The organism is Pseudomonas sp. ASL8, assembly GCF_056680355.1.
In genome coordinates this window covers 4,829,586-4,847,909 of sequence record NZ_CM155278.1, presented here as the reverse complement: position 1 = coordinate 4,847,909, position 18,324 = coordinate 4,829,586, and the positions used below count along the sequence as shown (strand labels likewise).

The following is an 18,324-nucleotide window of genomic DNA, read 5'->3' as shown; positions in this document are numbered from 1 at the left end:
ATAAGTCCTTGTTTTGAGATCTTCCACCGTTATCGTCCAACGTCGGGATAAAGGCGGGATCCAGGCAGTCGAGGCGTCGGGTGCGTGGCCTGGACGCTTCGATTTCCTGGTTTGATCAGCTTGCCCAAGGCGGCCAGCAGTCACAATTTCGGTCTTCGGAAGGCTTGATTAACCAGTGATTAACAGCCGTTCGACGAGGGCTTTAAACGCCTGCAACGCCGACCGTCATTCCGCCGCAGACGTACAGCACTTGACCGGTCACAAAGCCACTTCGGGTGTCTAGAAAAAACGCGGCAGCCTGGGCGATATCGTCCGGCATGCCTAAGCGCTTGACTGGAATCGAATCGATGATGGCCTGCGTGCGAGGGCTGTCGGGTGGATTGGCGCGCTCGAACAATTCAGTGCGGATGGGGCCAGGGCCAATAGCGTTGGCCGTGATACCAAAGCGGCCCAGCTCCAGCGACCAGACCCGGGTCATACCCAATAATCCGGCCTTGGTCGCGGCATAGGCGCTGCGTAGCTCTTTGCCTAAGGCTGCGCGAGAAGACATGTTGAGGATGCGCCCGAAGCCAGCCTGTTTCATGCCGGGCAATAGGGCCTGCATGCACTGCAGCGAGCAGCGCAGGTTGAGCGCCCATACCTGCTCCAGCTCCTCAAGGCTTTGCTCTTGCGCGCTGTTGGGGCAGACCATGCCGACGTTGTTGACCAGCCGGGTGATAGGGCCGCCAGCAAGCGCTTCTTCTAGCGCGTGGGCGGTAGCTTTCACATTACTAAGGTCAGCAATAAGGCCTTCTCCGATGCGGTCGATAATCACCGGTTCGAAGCCGTCTTTAATGCAACGCTCAACAATCGCTGCGCCAATACCTGAGGCGCCCCCGGTAATCAGTACTCGTTCTCTGGACATAAGTGTGCTCCTTAAGTGGCTCTAGACTGTTGCGACAGGATTCAACGGTGCACCCACGGCGCCCGGCAGGCGCAAGGGTGGGGCGGTCAGCAGAAAACGATTGCGCTGGTGGGCGCGTAACCAGTTGGCCAGAGGCGTGAGGTGCCACAGTTCGCCAAGGTGAACCCCCAGCTTGAACAGGCAGTGGTGATGCAGCGGCATGACAGAGCAACAGCCATCACCCTGCCCGTTAGGAAAGATTTCCACCGAGTAATTGTCGGCAGCGATAGCGACCAATCCGCTGTCAGTGATCCATTGCAGCAGACGCTGGTCATTACCGTCGAGCACCGCTCCGAGCGAGTCCAGGACCTGGGTGTCCGGTTGTTTGTTCATCCCGAGCACCGCGTCGGCGTAACCGGTGTGCAGGCAGACAATATCGCCAGGTTCGACCTTTACCTGATCAGCATCGAGCACGTACATCAATTCGTCATAGCCAATATGGGTACGAGCATCGCCGTAATGATGGTGCAGGTCGATCATCACACCACGGCCTTGCACGCAGGTTTCGGCCATGCGTTCGATGCCCAGGGCATGGGCGCATGAGGTGCTGTGCGGGGCGATTTCGCCTTCAAAGCCACAATCGGCGATATCGCTGGGGCCGACGATATCAATGCCCGCCGCGTAGCCATTGTAATAAAGCGGCTCAGCCACGCCGTCGCCGTTGGCGTCGAACAGGGCGCCAACGTGAGAGAGGGCGTCCCACTGGGTGGAGTATTGCAAATGCAGAATGGCCAGATCGTCGCTCAGCACGTCGGGTCGGCCAGCCTGGATACGGTCGTACTGATAATTCATGTTGACCCCGCCTTTACGCAGCAGGGGACGCAGAATCGGAGGCCGGCGATTGACGTTCATGGCGTTGCCGCCCGGGTAGTCCAGCGGCAGGCTCAAACAGAAAGCCAGACCTTCGCGGACCTCGGCGATGCCCTGCAGAACCTTGTCGGCGGTGAGCAGGTTGAGTCGGCCCTTCTGATCGTCGGGGCCAAAATCCCCCCAGTTCGAGCCTTCGGGACGATGTTTCCAGCGTTGATGGGTCATGCGGCCTTCCTTTTTATTATGAATCGTAGGCTGCCGTCAGCCGTCCAAAGGCTTTGAGCCTCCGTCTCTCAGGCTCGCGTAGCGCGAGCAATTCTGTGTTCTATCGCGCGGCATCAAGCGCCGTTCACGCCGCCGGGGCTGCGCTGTCCGAGGCGTGGCACCAGTCGATCAAGCTGTTGGCGAAGTCTCGGGCGAACGACGAAAGCCCGTCAAAATCCTGTGCGCACAGCTGGAAGGTGCGGACCGCCCAAGGATCGAGCAGGGCGCACGAGCCAATGTTTTGCTGGCCTTTGAGCCGGGTAAAACCGGCCTGGGGTACGATGGCGATTCCGGCACCGGCTTCGACCATCCGGAAAATCGCATCGGAGCTCGCCACCTGTACGCGAATCGTCAACGGCGTGTGCAGCGCGGCGGCGGCCCGACTGAGGAATACATGGATCGCGCTGCCTTCGAGTAACGAGACGAAGGCGTATTGCAGGGCTTCTTTGAAAAACACCTCGTTGTTGGCCAATATCGGATGTCCGAGCGGGGCAATAACCATCAGGCGGCTGGACACCAGCGGCACGCTTTGCAGCCCGTCGGTGACGACACTGCCAGACACGATCCCGAGGTCGGCACCGCCATCGCGAATACTGCGCACAATGTCGTCGCTGAGGCGCTCGCGCATGTCGATGTGCACGTCCGGGTGGGTCTTCAAGTACTCGCCCACGACCGGTGGCAAGTATTCGGTGATGGCTGTGGTATTGGCCAGCAATCGCAACTGGCCCTTAAGGCCAATGGCATATTCCTGGAGATCGCCTGTGAGCAATGCCAACTGCGCGAGGATCACTCGCGCATGTTGCAAATAGGTCTTGCCGGCATTGGTCAGGGTCACGCCCTGAGGTGAGCGTTCCAGCAGGCGCATGCCCAGGTTGTCTTCAAGGTTTTTGATGCGATTGCTGGTCGCGGGCACCGAGAGAAACGAACGCTCGGCGCCTCGAGTCAGGCTGCTGGTTTCCGCAATGTTGATGAACAGGCGGAAATCGGTGATATCAAAATGGGTCGCCATTATTGTTTTACTTCTTGGTCAGAGATGACCCAAGGTAATGGCAGTCGCCACCCCCTGTCCATGCGCGAACGGCAGCGTCTAGCCCAAGGGTTTACCACTGCGCCGGCTCAAAGCGAAAGCCATCGCCCTGGCGCCGGATATAACCGCAGTGTGGCTCGCCAAAGTGCACCGGCATGATTAGCGCTTCCCGATCAGCGGCGCGGTTCAGGAACTCCATTCGCGTTTTGCGAGCCGTATCTTCCCAGATGCAATAACCGGAATTCACGTCTGGACGCACGATCTGAATAGGGCTGTGCAAAATGTCGCCACAGAACAGACCTTCCTCACCGCGAGAGCGTACGCGGAATGCCACTTGCCCAGGGCTGTGTCCTGGCGCAGGTTCGACCACCAGGCAATCGGCGATTTCCTGCGGCGGCTCAATCATTACCCCAAGCCCTTCGTCGATGATCGGCATCACGCTGTCAAAGAACGAATCGCCAAACACGTCGATGACGCCAGTTTCCTTATTCTTGCCTTCCTTGCAGAACACGAAGTCTTCCTTGGGAATGTAGTAACGAGCGTTGGGGAAGGTCGGGACCCAGCGTCCGTCTTGCCATGTGGTGTTCCAGCCGACGTGATCGGCGTGCAGATGCGTCAATACGACATGGGTCACTTTTTCCGGAGCCGCTCCAGCGGCGATCATCCATTCACGCACCAGGGTATTAAGCATGTTCATCCGGGGGATGCCCGCACGCGGCTTGAAATTTCCGACACCTGTGTCAACGACGATGATGTTGTTGCCGGCGTGGACCACCCAGAATTGGATTGTCACGATCAATTTATTCATGTGCGGCACCCAGTGATTAGGTGCCATCAGTTGTTGGTGCTCGTCGAGCACGCTGCGGTCGATAGAGGGGAACAGGAAGGCGGGATCGTGGGTCGGCCCTGCGTATTCCAGGATACGGGTGACTTTGATATCGCCGATCATGCGTGACTGCATCATGGTGTTTTTCCTCTTTTCTCTTATAGGATTCAGCTAGGCGGCGTGCCCGCTGGCGGCGACCCGGTGTTCAGGGTTGGCCATGAAAGCGAGATAAATTTCGGCCCCTGCACGGTCCTCAAGGATGTATTGCTCAAGCAGGGCGCTGACCCAGAGCGGGCTCTGTACGGGCATAAAATGCCCCGAGGCCACTTGCAGCGCTTCGATATGGTTGGCAAATCCCGCGAGCCGATTGATTTCCTCGATCGGGCGCAAACCATCATATTCACCTGCGATCAGCAGTGTGCGGAGTGGCAAGCGCAGCAGGTCATCCTCAAGCTCCATGCGCGCAAGCATGGCGAAGATAGCGGCGAAACTTTGTGGGTCCGCGCTTAGCCAGCGCAGGCTGAAACGCTCGAATGCTGCCGCGTCAGTCCGTAACGGCGCGGGCCAGGTCTTGTCCAGCAGCGCCGGGATCAGTGCTTTCAAGCCTTCGTGGCGAATCGTGTTGGCGCGCTCCAGGGTGGCCTCGCGGGCTGTGGGCGCCACTCCACAGGCAGGCGCCAATCCGATCAGGTGGCTGACTCTCTCGGGATAAAGGGCCGCGAAACGAATGGCAATGGCTGCGCCCACCGCAACACCGGCCAATGCCAGGGGACCCTTGATCTGCAGCGTGTCCAGCAATGCAGCGAGATCGTGGATGTGTGCATCGAGGTCGATTTCGCCGACAATTTTTTCCGAAAGCCCTGAGCCGCGTACGTCATAGCGCAGTAGCTGGAACTTCCCTTGGAGGAGGGTGCAGACCTGGTCCCAGCTCTCCAGGGCGCCGCCCATTTCATGAATCAATACCAGCGCAGGCCCGGTCGTGGGGCCCAGTTCATAGCGCAGCACATGGTCGTTTACCTTCACCCAATTCATGTCGCTGCCTCGCTCAAACGCGCTCGAAGATCGCGGCCATACCTTGGCCGCCGCCGATGCACATGGTTTCCAGACCATAACGCACACCGCGTCGGCGCATTTCATGGAGCAGGGTGGTCATGATGCGCAGGCCGGTAGCGCCAATCGGATGCCCCAAAGAAATACCCGAACCGTTGACATTGACCCGTTCGATATCCTGGATGTCCCAGGCGCGCAACACCGCCAGCGCCTGTGCGGCAAATGCTTCGTTGACCTCGATCAGGCCCATGTCGGCCAGGCTCAGACCTGTGCGTTGAAGCAGTTTGGCTACGGCAGGGACCGGGCCGATACCCATGCGTGCCGGGTCGCAGCCCGCTGAGGACCAGTCCACCAGCCGGGCGATCGGTTGCAGGTTATGACGTGCTGCGTATTCGCGGGACACCACCAGGCAACCGGCAGCGGCATCATTTTGCTGGCTGGAGTTGCCTGCCGTGCAAACCCCGTCGGGCAACAGTGTGCGCAGGCTTGCCATGCTTTCTACACTGGCATCGGCGCGGATACCTTCGTCCATGCTCACGCGTTCGCTTGCGCCACGTTTGCGGGGCACGTCAAGGGCAATGACCTCATCGGCAAAACGCCCTTCGCGCCACGCCGTTGCGGCATTCAAGTGGCTGCGCACGGCGAATCGGTCAGCTTCTTCACGAGAAATATTGTAATCGCGGGCCAGGTTTTCAGCGGTCTCCGGCATGCCCGAGATGCGACCAAAACGCGCCTCGGGTTGTGAGCGCTCACGGCCTCGTTCCAGGCGGTCGTGCATTTTCACGCTGCCAGCCCGCGCGCCCCAGCGCATGTCGTTGCTGTAGTACTCGATGTTGCTCATGCTTTCGACGCCGATGACCATGACAGCTTCGGCGTGGCCTATCTGGATGCGCATCGCGGCATCGGCGATGGCCTGCAGGCCCGAACCGCATCGTCGGTCAAGCGTGTAACCCGGTACCTCGATGGGCAGGTCGGCCAGCAGTGCAGCATAACGGCCCATGCAGGGCGCTTCACTGTTGGCGTAAGACTGGGAAACAATGACTTCATCCAGCGAGTCAGGGGCAATATTCAGGCGACTCACCAGGGTACGAATCACGGTAGCCGCCAGGTGGTCGGCTGTCAGCGAGGCGAGGGCACCGCCAAATTTGCCGATGGGCGTTCTAAGGGGCGACACGATCAAAGCGTCTTTCATCACGCTAGTACCTTTTATTATGGGCGTGTGCGACAGGTTCAAACCAGCATGGCGGTGGTTGGTCTGACACACAATTTCGTTTAGCAAAAGGCTGCGTTTCGTACTGCTTAACCACAGCCCTTTGCGGGTGTGTGTTTTCCTCTGCGCAAGTGCCGCTTAAGCAAATCCCAATACCCAATCTGTAACGGGCTGCCCATGCTGGCTTTGCCCTGGGCGTCCGACGCCGTGGCGACCTAATAAAAACAATTATCGGAAACCACCCCCATGCAAAAGCTTCCCCTGGCGCACGCGTGCGCACTTACCTGCATTGCGCCAATCCTGGCCCTTCCTTGTATCGCCCACGCTGACTTTCTCGGCGACAGCAGCACCACGCTCAGCCTGCGCAATTTCTACTTCAACCGTGATTTTCGCCAAGACAATGCGCCTCAGTCCAAGCGCGAGGAATGGGCGCAGGGCTTCATGTTCAATGCCAAATCAGGCTACACCGAAGGTCCGATTGGCTTTGGCGTGGACCTGTACGCCGCGCTAGGGGTAAAGCTGGACTCATCAGACGCTCGCGCGGGCACTGGTTTGTTGCCTAACGCCTTCGGTAACGCTGGGCCCGACGAGTACAGCGATCTGTCGGGGGTGTTCAAGGCAAAAGTGTCGAAAACCGAACTCAAGGTCGGTGGTTTGATGCCTAAGTCTCCCGTAGTGTTGTCCAGCGATGCGCGGCTGTTGCCACCGTTTTTTAATGGTTTCGCCCTGACGTCCAGCGACGTGGACAATCTGATGATTGATGTCGGGCAGTTTCGCAGCGTCAACTATCGCAACTCCAGCGGTAACCATGATGACCTGAGGACGGGTAACTATTCGGCGAGCAGTGATCGTTTCGATTACGCCGGTGCGGCCTATACGTTCGGTCCTCAGCTGACGGCCTCTTTTTGGCGGGCGGAACTGGAGAATGTCTACCAGCAGAACTACTACGGCCTGCTGGCCACTCAAACACTTGGCAGCTGGACGCTGGGAGGCAACCTGGGTTACTTCGATTCCTCCGAGGCGGGAGCCCAGCGGGCAGGAAAGATCGACAGCGGACTGACTTCTGTGCTGTTGTCGGCCAATCTGGGCGGGCATACCTGGCGTGTCGGCTACCAGGATAACCGTGGTCGTTCACCGCTTCCCTTCTTGCAGGATGCCGACCCTAACGTCGCAAACGTGGTGCAAATCCTCGACTTCACCCGCGCTCAGGAGAGCTCATGGCAAGCTCGCTACGATGTGAACATGGCCGCCTTTGGTGTGCCGGGCCTGACCTTTCTTGCGCGCTATTTGCGAGGTGATGGTTTTGAGGTGGCGGGCAGCAACGCCCAAGAATGGGAGCGCGATCTGGACGTGAGCTACGTCATCCAGAGTGGACCGCTGAAAAACGTCGGAATGCGCTGGCGCAACGCTATGGTGCGCTCCGATGCGCTAGGAGACCTCGACGAAAACCGGCTGATCCTGTCGTATACCTATGCGTTCAAATAACTGAATTAACCGCGCTCCATTTAAGCCGTTAAAGGACCACCCGTACCGGGTGCTTCTTTAACGGTACAGCCCCGTTGCCCGCCCGTCAGTCGATTAGACATGACCCGCGCCATGGGCAGGATATGAGCCAGGCAGTTCGCCTGGCTGTTACAGGCAGGGCCAGAAGTCAGAACTTAATTGTGAATGCCATTTACTATTCAGAATAATCAGTGCTATTTCGCCGGAAACAATGCTCGGCTGATAAACGCTGATGCACTGCTTAGGGCTTGGCCCATGGCTTCCAACTGTGCTCGGTCGTACTGCGCACTGATGCCAATGCCAGAAATCACGAAACGAGGTTGGTCGTGGTGGTCGGTGACGGCGCTGGCGACCAGGCTGACGCCCCGATACAGGTTGCCTTCATCAATGGCCCAGCCGGTCTGTAAGGTCAGACGGGCTTCGTGCAGGTAGCTGTCAAAGCTCGGAGGATTTTCCCAGTGTAGACGTGCAAAACGTCGGCGCAGCTCGTCTTCGGGCAGATTGCGCAGGGCTGCAATGCAGCGCCCGCTGGCACCCAGCAGCTCAGGCAGGCGGGTGTTAATGCTGACATCAACGTGCGCGACGGCCGGGATTGCACGGGCTATGGCGCGAATATGGTTGTCACCTGTTACTTCCCAAAGTATCGCCATGATGCGGTGATTGAGGCTTAGCCGTTCCAGTTCCGGCTGGATCAGGTCTGCATAGCTGTGGCCTATGAAACTCACTGCCAGCTCGGAAAGGCCTAGTCCCAAGCGATAGGTTTTGCCGCTGTCATTGAAGGAGACCCACTGTTCATGGGTCAGTGTGCGCAAGATGTTGAAGGCGCTGCTGGGGCTGACGCCGGTTGCCCTGGCGATAGCCGCTACGCCTTCGGGTTCAGTGCATTGCGCGAGGTGACGGAGGATCTGGATGGCGTTGACAACCGCGCCGACTTCTTTGGGGACAGGGGTGCTCGCAATCGCCGTGGTGCTTTCTTTTTCTATTTTCATATTCAGTATTCGGATTGACATTCACCATTGTGAATGTATTCTAGATTTTAATTCTCGCCAGTCAACGGCCAGAAATAAGCGTGAACCGCCTCCAAGGTTCGCCCAGGGCCGTAAGGTGCACCTGAATCAATAAAAATAAGCAGGAGGATCCATGAGCCAAACATCCGTCAACGCCCCGACAGGGCCGCAGGCAGAGTATCAGGCGTTCCTCGATGAGGGGCGATTCATGCTGCAATTGAGTCCAAGCACACGCCGTCACGTGTTTTATCCGCGCGTCCTCGTGCCGGGCAGTGGTGAAACTGATCTGCAATGGGTACCGGCCAGCGGCTTGGGCACTCTGTATGCGATCACTGTCAATCGTTCCCGCGCCGGGTCCTACAACATCGCCTTGGTTGACCTCGATGAGGGGCCGCGCATGATGTCGCGGATTGTTGACTGCGAAACCGCCCCGATTGGTTGTCGTTTGCAGGCGCATATTGCCGAACTCGATGGGGTCAAGGCAGTGGTGTTTCGGCAGATTGATCAGGTGCAGCCATGAGCGGTTCGCTGCGGGGGCAAACCGCCATAATCGGTATCGGTCAGGCTGGCGTAGGCATTGCTACCGGCTACAGTGCCCTTGAGTTGTTGGGGCAGGCCACGATCAGCGCCTTGAAGGACGCTGGCGTGCAGCTTTCTGAGATTGACGGGCTGTTTGCAGCCAGCAGTTCGCACGCCTTCCCGACTTTATCCGTGGCCGAATACCTGGGCATCCGTCCGACGTTTTTTGACGGCACTAATGTCGGCGGTTCGAGTTTTCAGATGCACCTGCTGCAAGCGTCATTGGCCTTGCAAGCAGGTCTTTGCAATGTCGCGCTGATTTGCTACGGCTCCAATCAGAGCAGCGCGGGCAAGCGATTGGTCTCGATGAGCGAGGCGCAGTGGCACGAGACGCCGTATCAGCCGCGCCACCCGATCTCGGCTTATGCCTTGGCGGCAAGCCGGCACATGCATCAATACGGAACTACTCGCGAAATGCTCGCGGAAGTCGCCGTGTCGGCGCGTCACTGGGCCAACCTCAATCCGCAGGCATGCGCCCGTGGTCCGTTGAGCATCGATCAGGTGATGAGCGCACGAATGCTCAGCGACCCCTTGAGCACCGCCGATTGCTGCCTGGTCACCGACGGTGGCGGGGCCTGCATTATGGTTCGCGCTGAGCGGGCAGGGGACTCGTCGAACAACCCGGTTTATTTCCTGGGTGCGGCAGGTGCGCAATGGCACCGTTCGATTGTCGCCATGCCCGACCTGACCGTCACAGCTGCCTCTGAAAGTGGCCCCCGAGCGATGAAAATGGCTGGTATTACCCACGCCGACATCGACCTGGTAATGCTGTACGACGCCTTCACCATCAATACCCTCCTGTTTCTCGAAGACCTCGGCTTTTGCCCTAAGGGTGAAGGCGGTCGGTTTGTGCAAAACGGTCGTATCGCTCCTGGCGGTGAACTGGCCGTCAACACCAATGGCGGTGGGCTGTCCTGCATGCATCCAGGCATGTACGGCATGTTTTTGATCATCGAGGCCGTCCAGCAAATCCGCGGCGATGCAGGTGAGCGGCAATTGCCCAAAGTCGATATCGCCTTGCTGCATGGCAACGGAGGGACGTTGTCCAGCCAGGTTACAGCCATTCTCGGCAGCGCCGCGACGCTCTGATCCCTGCGAATAATCAATAAGGTGCACAGCATGCAAGATAAAAATAATCATGCAACGAACGCCGTCCCGTCACGCTTCGAAAGCCTGACGTCTCTGTTGCAGCCACGTTCCGTGGCGGTGGTTGGTGCGTCCTCGGATCCGACACGCATCGGCGGTCGCCCCATCTCGTACATGCTGCGTCAGGCGTTTCAGGGCCTGCTGATGCCGGTCAACCCTAACCGCGAAGAAGTCCAGGGTATTCAGGCCTATGCCAGTATCGAGGCGCTGCCACAGACACCGGACACTGCAATCATCGCCTTGCCGGCGGCGCAAGTGCTGGACACCGTTCGGGCTCTGGGGCAGCGAGGGACGCGCAGTGCGCTGATATTTTCTTCCGGTTTCAGTGAGGTCGGCGGCGACGGGGTTGTTTTGCAGGAGGCCATCGTCGCCGAGGCTCGGCGCTGGAACATGCGACTGCTCGGGCCTAATACTGCCGGGGTGTTCAACTCCAACATTGGCTACTACGGCAGCTTTGCCTCGGGCCTTGAGCGAGGCTTTCCGTTGCCGGGCCGAGTCGGCATCGCTTCCCAGTCGGGGGCTTATGCCGCGCACATGCTGGGGCTGTCGCGTGCTCGTGGGCTGGGCACACCGATCATGGTCGCGACCGGCAATGAAGCGGATATCACCTTGGGCGAGTCTATTGGCTGGCTGGTGGAAAACCCTGAAATTGACGTGGTCATGGCCTATGCCGAATCAGTGCGTGACGTCGATAACTTCATTGCCGCCCTTGAAGCTGCCCACAAGGCACGCAAGCCGATCATTCTGCAGAAAGTCGGGCGTAGCGCCTTGGGCCAACGTGCGGCGTTATCCCATACCGCATCACTGGCGGGCGATGACAAAGTATTCGACGCAGTACTCCGCGACTATGCCGTGATCCGCGCCGACAGCAGCGCCGAGTTGCTGAACATGGCGTATACCGCGACCCGGCGAATCTACCCGGTCAGCAACAGCCTGGGCATGGTCACCATCAGCGGTGGGGCCGGCATTATCGTCAGTGACGCGGCGGAAGAGCTGGGCCTGCCAATGCCGCCGATGCCCGATGCCGCTCAAGCCGTCTTGAAGGAAAAACTGGCGTTTTGCTCGCCGATCAACCCGGTGGACTTCACAGCGCATGTGCTCAATGACCTGTCGTTGGCCAGCAGCTTCACCGAAAGCCTGATCACTGACGGCGGCTATAAATCGGTGATCGCGTTCTTCAGTCAGGCGGGGACCGTTCCCTCCATTGCTCCGCGTTTATGCGCCGAATTCAAGAAGGTCAAGGACGCCCATCCCGACATCCTGTTCGTGATGTCATTGATTGGGGATGCCGAGCAGGTGGTGCCCTATGAAAAAGAAGGGTTCGTCCTGTTCGAGGATCCGACCCAAGCCGTCACAGCAATACATGCCATGGGGCGGCTGGGCGATGCCTTTGCTCGTCCTTTGCCTACGCGGCCAACGTTGACGCCACTGAGTTTGCCCGCCGGGACCCTGAGCGAAGCAGATTCCAAGGCGCTGCTGGCGGAATTTGGCATCGCCAGCGTACCGGAGCGTGTGTTGAAGCAGGTAGAGGAGGCTGAGCGCTACGCCGAGCAAATCGGTTACCCGGTGGTCATGAAAATTGCCTCGGCGGACATCCTGCATAAATCTGAAATCGGGGGTGTGTTGCTCGATATTAAAGGCCCCGAGGCTTTGCGAGAGGGCTTTGCGACTCTGATGGAGCGCGCCCGCCAGCATGCCCCACACGCCCGTCTGGATGGGGTGCTGGTTGCCCGACACATCAGTGGCGCGGTGGAATGTTTTATGGGCATTCAACGTGACCCGATGTTTGGACCAGTGGCGGTATTCGGTCTCGGTGGGATTTTTGTTGAAGTGCTCAAGGATGTGACGTTACGACGTTGCCCGTTCGGGGTGACCGACGCCGAAGCGATGATCCGCAGTATCCAGGGCGCGCCGCTGTTACTCGGTGCGCGGGGTCGACCTCCGGTGGACATTCCGGCGCTGGCACACATGCTCGCCAGCCTGTCTGAGTTTGCGTGCCGGGCGGGCGACGCGTTGCAGTCGATTGACCTCAACCCGGTGTTCGCCTTGCCCGAGGGGCAGGGGGCCTTCGCCGCCGACGCCCTCGTGGTTAGCCTGGCCGAGGAGCACAACGATGAGGCTTGATCCAGAAAAACTCCTGAATTACCCGATCCCGGATGTACGCCAACACCTGACACGTCGGGACACAGCGTTCTATGCCCTGTCGGTCGGCATGGGCATGAACCCGATGGATCGCCACGCGTTGGATTATGTCGATTCAGCCCGGAATTTTCGTGCGCTGCCCATCATGGCCGTGGTGCTGGCGTATCCGGGTTTCTGGCTGGGCAATCCGAACACGGGTGTGAACGCGCTTAAATTGGTGTTAGGCGAACAGAGCGTGCAGTGGCACCGGCCGCTGCCCGTCGAAGGGGAAATTCTGGGCCGCACCCGGGTCACCGGCTTGCTGGACAAGGGGGATGGCAAGGGCGCGTTGCTGTACAGCGAAAAGCAGCTGATTGACGTCGAGTCTGATGAACTGATCGCGACCACTTCTAGTACCACCTTCTTGCGCGGTGATGGTGGCTGTGGGTCGCTCACCCCCCCGCAACCTGACGTTCACGTGCTACCGGATCGCGCGCCGGATCGTACTGTCGACTTACCGACTCGCCCTGAACAGGCGTTGTATTACCGCCTCAATGGCGATGACAACCCGTTGCATGCTGACCCTGATTTCGCTGCCCGCGCCGGGTTCCAGCAGCCGATCCTGCATGGTTTGTGCACCTTGGGCGCGGCTTTCCATGCTGTGTTGCGTGAAGTGGCGGACTACCGCAGTGAGCGGATGAAAAGCCTGAAAGTGCGCTTCAGTGCCCCCGTGTTTCCCGGCGAAACCATTCGCACTGAGATTTGGAATGATGGCTCATTTCGCTCTCGGGTACTGGAACGTGACGTCGTTGTGCTCAATAACGGCTTGGTCACCCTGCATGGAGATCGCTCATGAACGCGGCATTGGGTATTCAACAGGATGACGAGCGCCAGGAGCGTTTGAGCTTGATACGCGATAGCGCCGCGGCGATGGTGCCCCGCGATGGCGACCTGAGCCGGATCCGGGCGCTGCGCTTCAGTGCCGAGGGTATGGACCGAGAAAGCTGGCGGCAAATTTGCGCCATGGGCTGGGTCGGATTGCGCCTGGACGAGGAGGCTGGCGGCATCGGACTGGGTGCCGCGGAACTGGCTGCTTTGCTTGAGGAGCTGGGAAAGGGGCTGTTGCCAGAGCCCCTGATCGAGGCGGTCATGGTCGCCGGGTTGTTACCACCGGATCTGTGCCAGCAGCAACTGAGCGGTGTGCGCTTGATTATGCCCGCCGGCCTGGCTCAGCCAGCGCGGTTGGAAGTCCGCGATGGGCAGCTCACGGGGCAGTTGGACAACGTATCCCTTGCCGCTGTTGCCGATGCTTTTGTGGTGAATACGCACCAGGGGCTGGTGCTGGTCGAGGCCAACAGCGCGACGCTCCACGTGGACTGCCAACTGACCCAGGACGGTGGGCACCTTGGCTGCCTGCATTTCAATGCAACCCCGGTCCGTAGGCTCGATGTTTCTGAGTCACGGTTGGCGGCGATCCTTGACGAAGCCTCGCTGGCAACCTCCGCTTACCTGTTGGGCTGCATGCAAGGTGCTTTTGTACGGACCTTGGACTACCTCAAGGTGCGTAAGCAGTTTGGTCAAGCGATCGGTAGCTTCCAGGTGCTTCAGCACCGAATGGTCGACCTGAATATTCAAATTGAGTTGAGCCGCGCCGCCATTGAACAGGCCGCAGCCTCCATCGACAGCGGCACAAGTACCGGGCAACGCGAGCTGCACGTCAGCGCTGCGCGGCTACGCACCACACGAGCGGCGCTAAAGGTATGCCGTGAGGCGATTCAACTGCACGGGGCGATTGGCTACACCGATGAAGCGGATATCGGCCTGTTCCTGCGCAAAGTGCTGACGCTGATGAATACCTGCGGTTCGCTGCAGTATCACCAGCAGCGCTACACGACTTGGGTCTGCGAGGAGGTGCATTGATGGACAACTCACTGCTCAAAGAAATGCGCGGGCGCACCCTGATCCTTTCGATCAACGTCCCTGAGCGCCACAACTCGGTTTCTCCTGCACTGCGCGGATTGCTGTATGAGGCCCTGGTGCAGGCCGATGAGGACCCGCAGGTTCGCAGTGTGGTGTTGACCGGTGTCGGGGGCGTGTTTTGTGCCGGCGGCGATATTACTGACATGAGCGTCAGCGACTTGAGCTCAGGGCGTGCGCGAATGCGCCGCAGTCATCGTTTGATCCGCCAAATGCTCTGTATGGGCAAGCCTATTATTTGTGCCGTCGAAGGCTGGGCAGCCGGTGCTGGACTGTCGCTGGCAATGGCCTGCGACAGCGTGGTCAGCAGTGACTGTGCTCGCTTTGCGGCAAGCTTTGGTCAGGTGGGGCTTATGGCGGATATGGGCCTGCTGTTCACCCTGCCGCAACGGGTCGGCATCGGCCGCGCCAAGCAGATTATTTTCTACGGCGAAAAATGGAACGCAGTGGACGCCGAGCGGCTTGGCCTTGTCGATCATTTGGTCGCTGAGGGTCAGGCATTGGAAGTCGCGCTGGGTCGCGCTCAAGTGCTGGAGCGTCAAGCGCCGTTGCCATTGGCGTTGAGCAAGGCAGTGCTGGCGCGGGGTTTGGACGCTTTGCTCGATCGCGAATGCGAGCTGCAGAGCCAACTGTTTTTGAGTGCCGATCACGCCGAAGGCAAGGCGGCTTTTATAGACAAGCGACCTGCGCAATTCAAAGGAGCCTGAGACATGACCTCGCCACGTGATTACACCACGATGGACGATTCGACCTTTCGCCAGCAGGTAGGTGACTGGGTGCGTGCGCACTACCCGGAGCAGTGGCGCAATCCACGCAAGCGCCTCGGCACCGAAGACAGTCGCGAGTGGTACCAGTTGTTGTCGCGTCAAGGGTGGCTTGCGCCGGGATGGCCCTTGGCGGTGGGCGGCATGGGGCTGAGCGCCGGCAAGCAATTGATCATGATGGAGGAAATGGAAAGCCACGGTTGCGCCCGCTTACCGGATACCGGCCTGACGATGCTTGGCCCATTGCTGATTCGGTTTGGCACTGAGGAGCAAAAAGCCTTCTACCTCCCAAAGATTCTCAGCGGTGACCATATCTGGTGCCAAGGCTACAGCGAGCCTAATGCGGGTTCTGATCTCTCCAGTCTGCGCACCGAGGCGATTGATGCCGGCGACCACTGGCGTGTAAATGGTCAGAAAACCTGGACCACGATGGGCAGTGAAGCCAATTGGATATTTGTCCTGGTGCGCACTGATCGCAGTGCCAAGGCCCAGGCAGGCATCAGCTTTCTGTTGGTGCCCATGGACAGCCCAGGCATAGAGGTGCGGCCAATCCTTAACCTCGACTTGCATGGCGAGTTCTGCGAGGTGTTCTTTGACGACGTCAAAGTGCCCAAGGCCAATTTGGTTGGCGAGATTAATCAAGGCTGGAGCATGGCCAAGGCTCTGCTGGGTTTCGAGCGGATTTTCCTCGGTTCGCCCAAACAGTCCACTCATGCTCTGGAGCGCTTGCGTCGTCTGGCGCAACTGACCGGGGTCTGGACCGATCCGGTGTTTCGCCAGCGCTATGCCGACCTGCACCTGGATCTGGACAGCCATCGCGCCCTCTATGAATCGTTCGCCAATGCCTTGCGGCGCGGTAAACCTCTGGGTGCGGAAGTCTCGATGCTCAAGATTTTTCAGTCCGAGCTGTATCAACGCATCAACGAGGTGGCGCTGGAAATAGCAGGAGAGCAATCGGCGCTTCTTGATCCTTTACCCGAGGATCGCGCGCTTTACCCGGCCGGGCTGTTTATCCAGTCGCTGCCCACGACCATCTACGGCGGCAGTAACGAGATCCAACGCAACATTCTGGCCAAACAGGTACTAGGCCTGTCGGCGTGAAAACTATCGCTCTATCGAAGGAATGCCCAGATGACAGTACAACAATCGATTGAAGGCAAAGTTGCGATCGTCACCGGCGCGGGTGGGGGAATTGGTCAAGCTATCGCACTGGCCATGGCGGCTGCGGGCGCACGGGTGGTGATCAACGACATTGGCGTTTCGCTTCACGGTGAGGGTGGCTCGCAAAGCCCGGCCATGCAGACCCAGGCACTGATCCAGGCGCGTGGAGGCGAGGCGGTGATCAATACCGACAGCGTCGCGGAGTGGGACAACGCCAAACGCATCGTCGAGTGCGCGGTGGATTCATTTGGTCAGGTGGATATCGTGGTCAACAACGCCGGGATCTTGCGTGATGCGATTTTTCACAAAATGAGCCCGGAGGAGTGGCTGGCGGTAATCAACGTGCACCTCAACGGTAGCTTCTTTGTCAGCCGTGCGGCCTCCGAGCATTTTCGCAAGCAGGGGAGCGGGGCATTCGTGCACATGACCAGCACCTCGGGGCTGATTGGCAACGTGGGTCAGGCCAACTATTCGGCCGCCAAGCTGGGCATCGTTGGGCTGTCCAAGACGATCGCCATGGACATGCGTCGTTTTGGGGTGCGCTCCAACTGCATTGCACCGTTTGCCTGGGGCCGCATGACCGATTCAATTCCGGCCGACACCCCCGAGCAAAAGGCTCGTGTCGAGCGCTTACAGCAAATGACCCCCGACAAAAATGCGCCACTGGCGGTGTTTCTGGCTTCTGATCAGGCGCAAGACGTCACGGGACAGGTGTTCGCCTCTCGCAATAACGAATTGTTCCTGATGAGCCAGAGTCGCCCATTGCGCAGTGTTCAGCGCAGTGATGGCTGGACGCCGCAGCTCATTGCCGAACACGGCATGCCCGCTCTGCGCGCGGGATTCCTGCCGTTGGAAGCCAGCGCCGACGTCTTTTCCTGGGACCCGGTGTAAGCATGCCTAATGTTAAGGGAGGTGGCCGATGAGTGGATTGCAGACGCGCTTCACCGAGGTGTTTGGTATCAAACACCCGATCATGCAAGGTGGCATGCAGTGGGCAGGGCGGGCGGAGCTGGTCGCCGCGGTGGCGAATGCCGGAGGGCTGGGGACATTGTCAGCGTTGACGCAGCCGTCCGCGCAGGCATTGGCTGATGAAATTCGTCGCTGCCGGGAACTCACTGATCAGCCATTCGCGGTCAACTTGACGATATTGCCGACGCTCAAGCCCGTGCCGTATGACGAGTACCGCGCCGCCATCATCGAATGCGGTATTGGCATCGTCGAAACCGCAGGCAGCAACCCGCAGTTGCACATTGCTGAGTTCAAGCACAACGGCATCAAGGTCATCCATAAATGTACCTCGGTACGCCATGCGCTCAAGGCGGCGGCGCTAGGGGTGGATGCGGTTTCCATCGACGGCTTCGAGTGCGCCGGCCATCCCGGTGAAGACGATGTGCCGGGATTGGTGTTGATCCCCGCCGTTGCCCGCCAGCTGAATATCCCACTGATTGCTTCAGGCGGCTTCGCCGACGGAGGGGGGTTGGTCGCAGCGCTGGCGCTGGGCGCAGATGCAATCAGCATGGGGACGCGATTTCTGTGCACCGTGGAGAGCCCGGTGCATGAACAGGTCAAGCGGACCATCGTACAAAACGATGAACGCAGTACCGACCTGATTTTGCGCAGCCTGAACAATACGGCCCGGGTCGCTCGAAACGCCATTAGCCAGCAAGTGCGTGCGATGGAGGCACGCGGGGCGACATTTGAGGAGGTCGCCCATCTGGTCGCGGGACAGCGGGGACGCGTTGTGTATGAACAAGGTGACCCCGACCATGGGGTCTGGTCTGCCGGCCTGGTGCAAGGGCTGATCGACGACGTACCCACCTGTCAGGCGTTGATCGACCGGATCGTCGAACAGGCAGCGACGATTATTCGCAGGCGTCTGAGTAATGTCTTGATCCAGTAGCTTGCGCCGCTGGGCACTCCACACAGAGATCAATTC

17 protein-coding genes are annotated in these 18,324 nt (G+C 59.2%); 10 read left to right on the top strand and 7 right to left on the bottom strand.

Annotation, left to right across the window (positions count from 1 at the left end; translation table 11 throughout):
- Positions 1 to 202: 202 nt before the first annotated feature.
- The 6 genes from AC1MEA_RS22350 to AC1MEA_RS22325 all read right to left on the bottom strand — a co-directional run bounded on the left by AC1MEA_RS22350 (position 203) and on the right by AC1MEA_RS22325 (position 6,112).
- Positions 203 to 904: an SDR family oxidoreductase gene (locus AC1MEA_RS22350; protein ID WP_480417447.1), complete on the bottom strand. Its 702-nt coding sequence runs from the start codon at positions 902 to 904 to the stop codon at positions 203 to 205.
- Positions 905 to 925: 21 nt separating this feature from the next.
- A complete protein-coding gene (locus AC1MEA_RS22345; protein WP_219061888.1) occupies positions 926 to 1,978 on the bottom strand; it encodes a cyclase family protein in 1,053 nt (350 codons plus the stop codon).
- A 124-nt stretch (positions 1,979 to 2,102) separates the two neighbouring features.
- Positions 2,103 to 3,026, bottom strand: coding sequence for a LysR substrate-binding domain-containing protein (locus AC1MEA_RS22340; protein WP_219061887.1), 924 nt, complete (start codon positions 3,024 to 3,026; stop codon positions 2,103 to 2,105).
- A 91-nt stretch (positions 3,027 to 3,117) separates the two neighbouring features.
- On the bottom strand, positions 3,118 to 4,008 hold the full coding sequence (locus AC1MEA_RS22335; RefSeq protein WP_480417446.1) for an MBL fold metallo-hydrolase: 891 nt from the start codon (positions 4,006 to 4,008) through the stop codon (positions 3,118 to 3,120).
- A 33-nt stretch (positions 4,009 to 4,041) separates the two neighbouring features.
- Positions 4,042 to 4,902, bottom strand: a complete 861-nt coding sequence (locus tag AC1MEA_RS22330; RefSeq protein ID WP_480417445.1) for an alpha/beta fold hydrolase — start codon at positions 4,900 to 4,902, stop codon at positions 4,042 to 4,044.
- A gap of 13 nt (positions 4,903 to 4,915) precedes the next feature.
- Positions 4,916 to 6,112 carry an acetyl-CoA C-acetyltransferase gene (locus AC1MEA_RS22325; protein WP_480417444.1) on the bottom strand — a complete coding sequence of 399 codons (1,197 nt, stop codon included), beginning with the start codon at positions 6,110 to 6,112 and terminating at the stop codon, positions 4,916 to 4,918.
- 264 nt (positions 6,113 to 6,376) lie between these two features.
- Here AC1MEA_RS22325 and AC1MEA_RS22320 point away from each other — a divergent pair, with 264 nt between their 5' ends.
- Positions 6,377 to 7,615 carry an OprD family porin gene (locus AC1MEA_RS22320; RefSeq protein WP_480417443.1) on the top strand — a complete coding sequence of 413 codons (1,239 nt, stop codon included), beginning with the start codon at positions 6,377 to 6,379 and terminating at the stop codon, positions 7,613 to 7,615.
- A gap of 212 nt (positions 7,616 to 7,827) precedes the next feature.
- On the opposite strand, the gene AC1MEA_RS22315 is transcribed toward AC1MEA_RS22320, so the two are convergent.
- Entirely contained in the window at positions 7,828 to 8,616 is a 789-nt protein-coding gene (locus tag AC1MEA_RS22315; RefSeq protein ID WP_480918201.1) for an IclR family transcriptional regulator, read from the bottom strand.
- A gap of 157 nt (positions 8,617 to 8,773) precedes the next feature.
- Between AC1MEA_RS22315 and AC1MEA_RS22310 the strand changes: the two genes are divergently transcribed.
- From AC1MEA_RS22310 to AC1MEA_RS22270, 9 genes are read left to right on the top strand one after another with little or no spacing between them, the layout of a single operon-like run.
- On the top strand, positions 8,774 to 9,160 hold the full coding sequence (locus AC1MEA_RS22310) for a Zn-ribbon domain-containing OB-fold protein (protein ID WP_480417442.1): 387 nt from the start codon (positions 8,774 to 8,776) through the stop codon (positions 9,158 to 9,160).
- Positions 9,157 to 10,308 (top strand): thiolase, encoded by a 1,152-nt coding sequence (locus AC1MEA_RS22305; RefSeq protein WP_449633431.1) that lies wholly within the window; start codon positions 9,157 to 9,159, stop codon positions 10,306 to 10,308. Before AC1MEA_RS22310 ends, AC1MEA_RS22305 begins: the two co-directional genes overlap by 4 nt.
- 30 nt (positions 10,309 to 10,338) lie before the next feature.
- Complete coding sequence (locus AC1MEA_RS22300) at positions 10,339 to 12,489, top strand: acetate--CoA ligase family protein (protein WP_480417441.1); 2,151 nt, start codon at positions 10,339 to 10,341, stop codon at positions 12,487 to 12,489.
- Positions 12,479 to 13,342 (top strand): MaoC/PaaZ C-terminal domain-containing protein, encoded by an 864-nt coding sequence (locus tag AC1MEA_RS22295; RefSeq protein ID WP_480417440.1) that lies wholly within the window; start codon positions 12,479 to 12,481, stop codon positions 13,340 to 13,342. Before AC1MEA_RS22300 ends, AC1MEA_RS22295 begins: the two co-directional genes overlap by 11 nt.
- Positions 13,339 to 14,406 carry an acyl-CoA dehydrogenase family protein gene (locus AC1MEA_RS22290; RefSeq protein WP_480417439.1) on the top strand — a complete coding sequence of 356 codons (1,068 nt, stop codon included), beginning with the start codon at positions 13,339 to 13,341 and terminating at the stop codon, positions 14,404 to 14,406. Before AC1MEA_RS22295 ends, AC1MEA_RS22290 begins: the two co-directional genes overlap by 4 nt.
- Positions 14,406 to 15,170, top strand: a complete 765-nt coding sequence (locus AC1MEA_RS22285; RefSeq protein WP_480417438.1) for an enoyl-CoA hydratase/isomerase family protein — start codon at positions 14,406 to 14,408, stop codon at positions 15,168 to 15,170. The genes AC1MEA_RS22290 and AC1MEA_RS22285 overlap by 1 nt, the downstream gene beginning before the upstream one ends.
- 3 nt (positions 15,171 to 15,173) lie before the next feature.
- A complete protein-coding gene (locus tag AC1MEA_RS22280) occupies positions 15,174 to 16,328 on the top strand; it encodes an acyl-CoA dehydrogenase family protein (protein ID WP_480417437.1) in 1,155 nt (384 codons plus the stop codon).
- A gap of 30 nt (positions 16,329 to 16,358) precedes the next feature.
- Positions 16,359 to 17,279 (top strand): SDR family NAD(P)-dependent oxidoreductase, encoded by a 921-nt coding sequence (locus tag AC1MEA_RS22275; RefSeq protein ID WP_219061876.1) that lies wholly within the window; start codon positions 16,359 to 16,361, stop codon positions 17,277 to 17,279.
- Positions 17,280 to 17,307: 28 nt separating this feature from the next.
- Positions 17,308 to 18,288, top strand: coding sequence for an NAD(P)H-dependent flavin oxidoreductase (locus AC1MEA_RS22270; protein ID WP_480417436.1), 981 nt, complete (start codon positions 17,308 to 17,310; stop codon positions 18,286 to 18,288).
- Positions 18,289 to 18,324 lie beyond the last annotated feature (36 nt).

Coding starts and splice junctions, on each gene's coding strand:
- AC1MEA_RS22350 (WP_480417447.1), bottom strand. CDS start 904: ATGTCCAGAGAACGAGTACTGATTACCGGGGGCGCCTCAGGTATTGGC.
- AC1MEA_RS22345 (WP_219061888.1), bottom strand. CDS start 1,978: ATGACCCATCAACGCTGGAAACATCGTCCCGAAGGCTCGAACTGGGGG.
- AC1MEA_RS22340 (WP_219061887.1), bottom strand. CDS start 3,026: ATGGCGACCCATTTTGATATCACCGATTTCCGCCTGTTCATCAACATT.
- AC1MEA_RS22335 (WP_480417446.1), bottom strand. CDS start 4,008: ATGATGCAGTCACGCATGATCGGCGATATCAAAGTCACCCGTATCCTG.
- AC1MEA_RS22330 (WP_480417445.1), bottom strand. CDS start 4,902: ATGAATTGGGTGAAGGTAAACGACCATGTGCTGCGCTATGAACTGGGC.
- AC1MEA_RS22325 (WP_480417444.1), bottom strand. CDS start 6,112: ATGAAAGACGCTTTGATCGTGTCGCCCCTTAGAACGCCCATCGGCAAA.
- AC1MEA_RS22320 (WP_480417443.1), top strand. CDS start 6,377: ATGCAAAAGCTTCCCCTGGCGCACGCGTGCGCACTTACCTGCATTGCG.
- AC1MEA_RS22310 (WP_480417442.1), top strand. CDS start 8,774: ATGAGCCAAACATCCGTCAACGCCCCGACAGGGCCGCAGGCAGAGTAT.
- AC1MEA_RS22305 (WP_449633431.1), top strand. CDS start 9,157: ATGAGCGGTTCGCTGCGGGGGCAAACCGCCATAATCGGTATCGGTCAG.
- AC1MEA_RS22300 (WP_480417441.1), top strand. CDS start 10,339: ATGCAAGATAAAAATAATCATGCAACGAACGCCGTCCCGTCACGCTTC.
- AC1MEA_RS22295 (WP_480417440.1), top strand. CDS start 12,479: ATGAGGCTTGATCCAGAAAAACTCCTGAATTACCCGATCCCGGATGTA.
- AC1MEA_RS22290 (WP_480417439.1), top strand. CDS start 13,339: ATGAACGCGGCATTGGGTATTCAACAGGATGACGAGCGCCAGGAGCGT.
- AC1MEA_RS22285 (WP_480417438.1), top strand. CDS start 14,406: ATGGACAACTCACTGCTCAAAGAAATGCGCGGGCGCACCCTGATCCTT.
- AC1MEA_RS22280 (WP_480417437.1), top strand. CDS start 15,174: ATGACCTCGCCACGTGATTACACCACGATGGACGATTCGACCTTTCGC.
- AC1MEA_RS22275 (WP_219061876.1), top strand. CDS start 16,359: ATGACAGTACAACAATCGATTGAAGGCAAAGTTGCGATCGTCACCGGC.
- AC1MEA_RS22270 (WP_480417436.1), top strand. CDS start 17,308: ATGAGTGGATTGCAGACGCGCTTCACCGAGGTGTTTGGTATCAAACAC.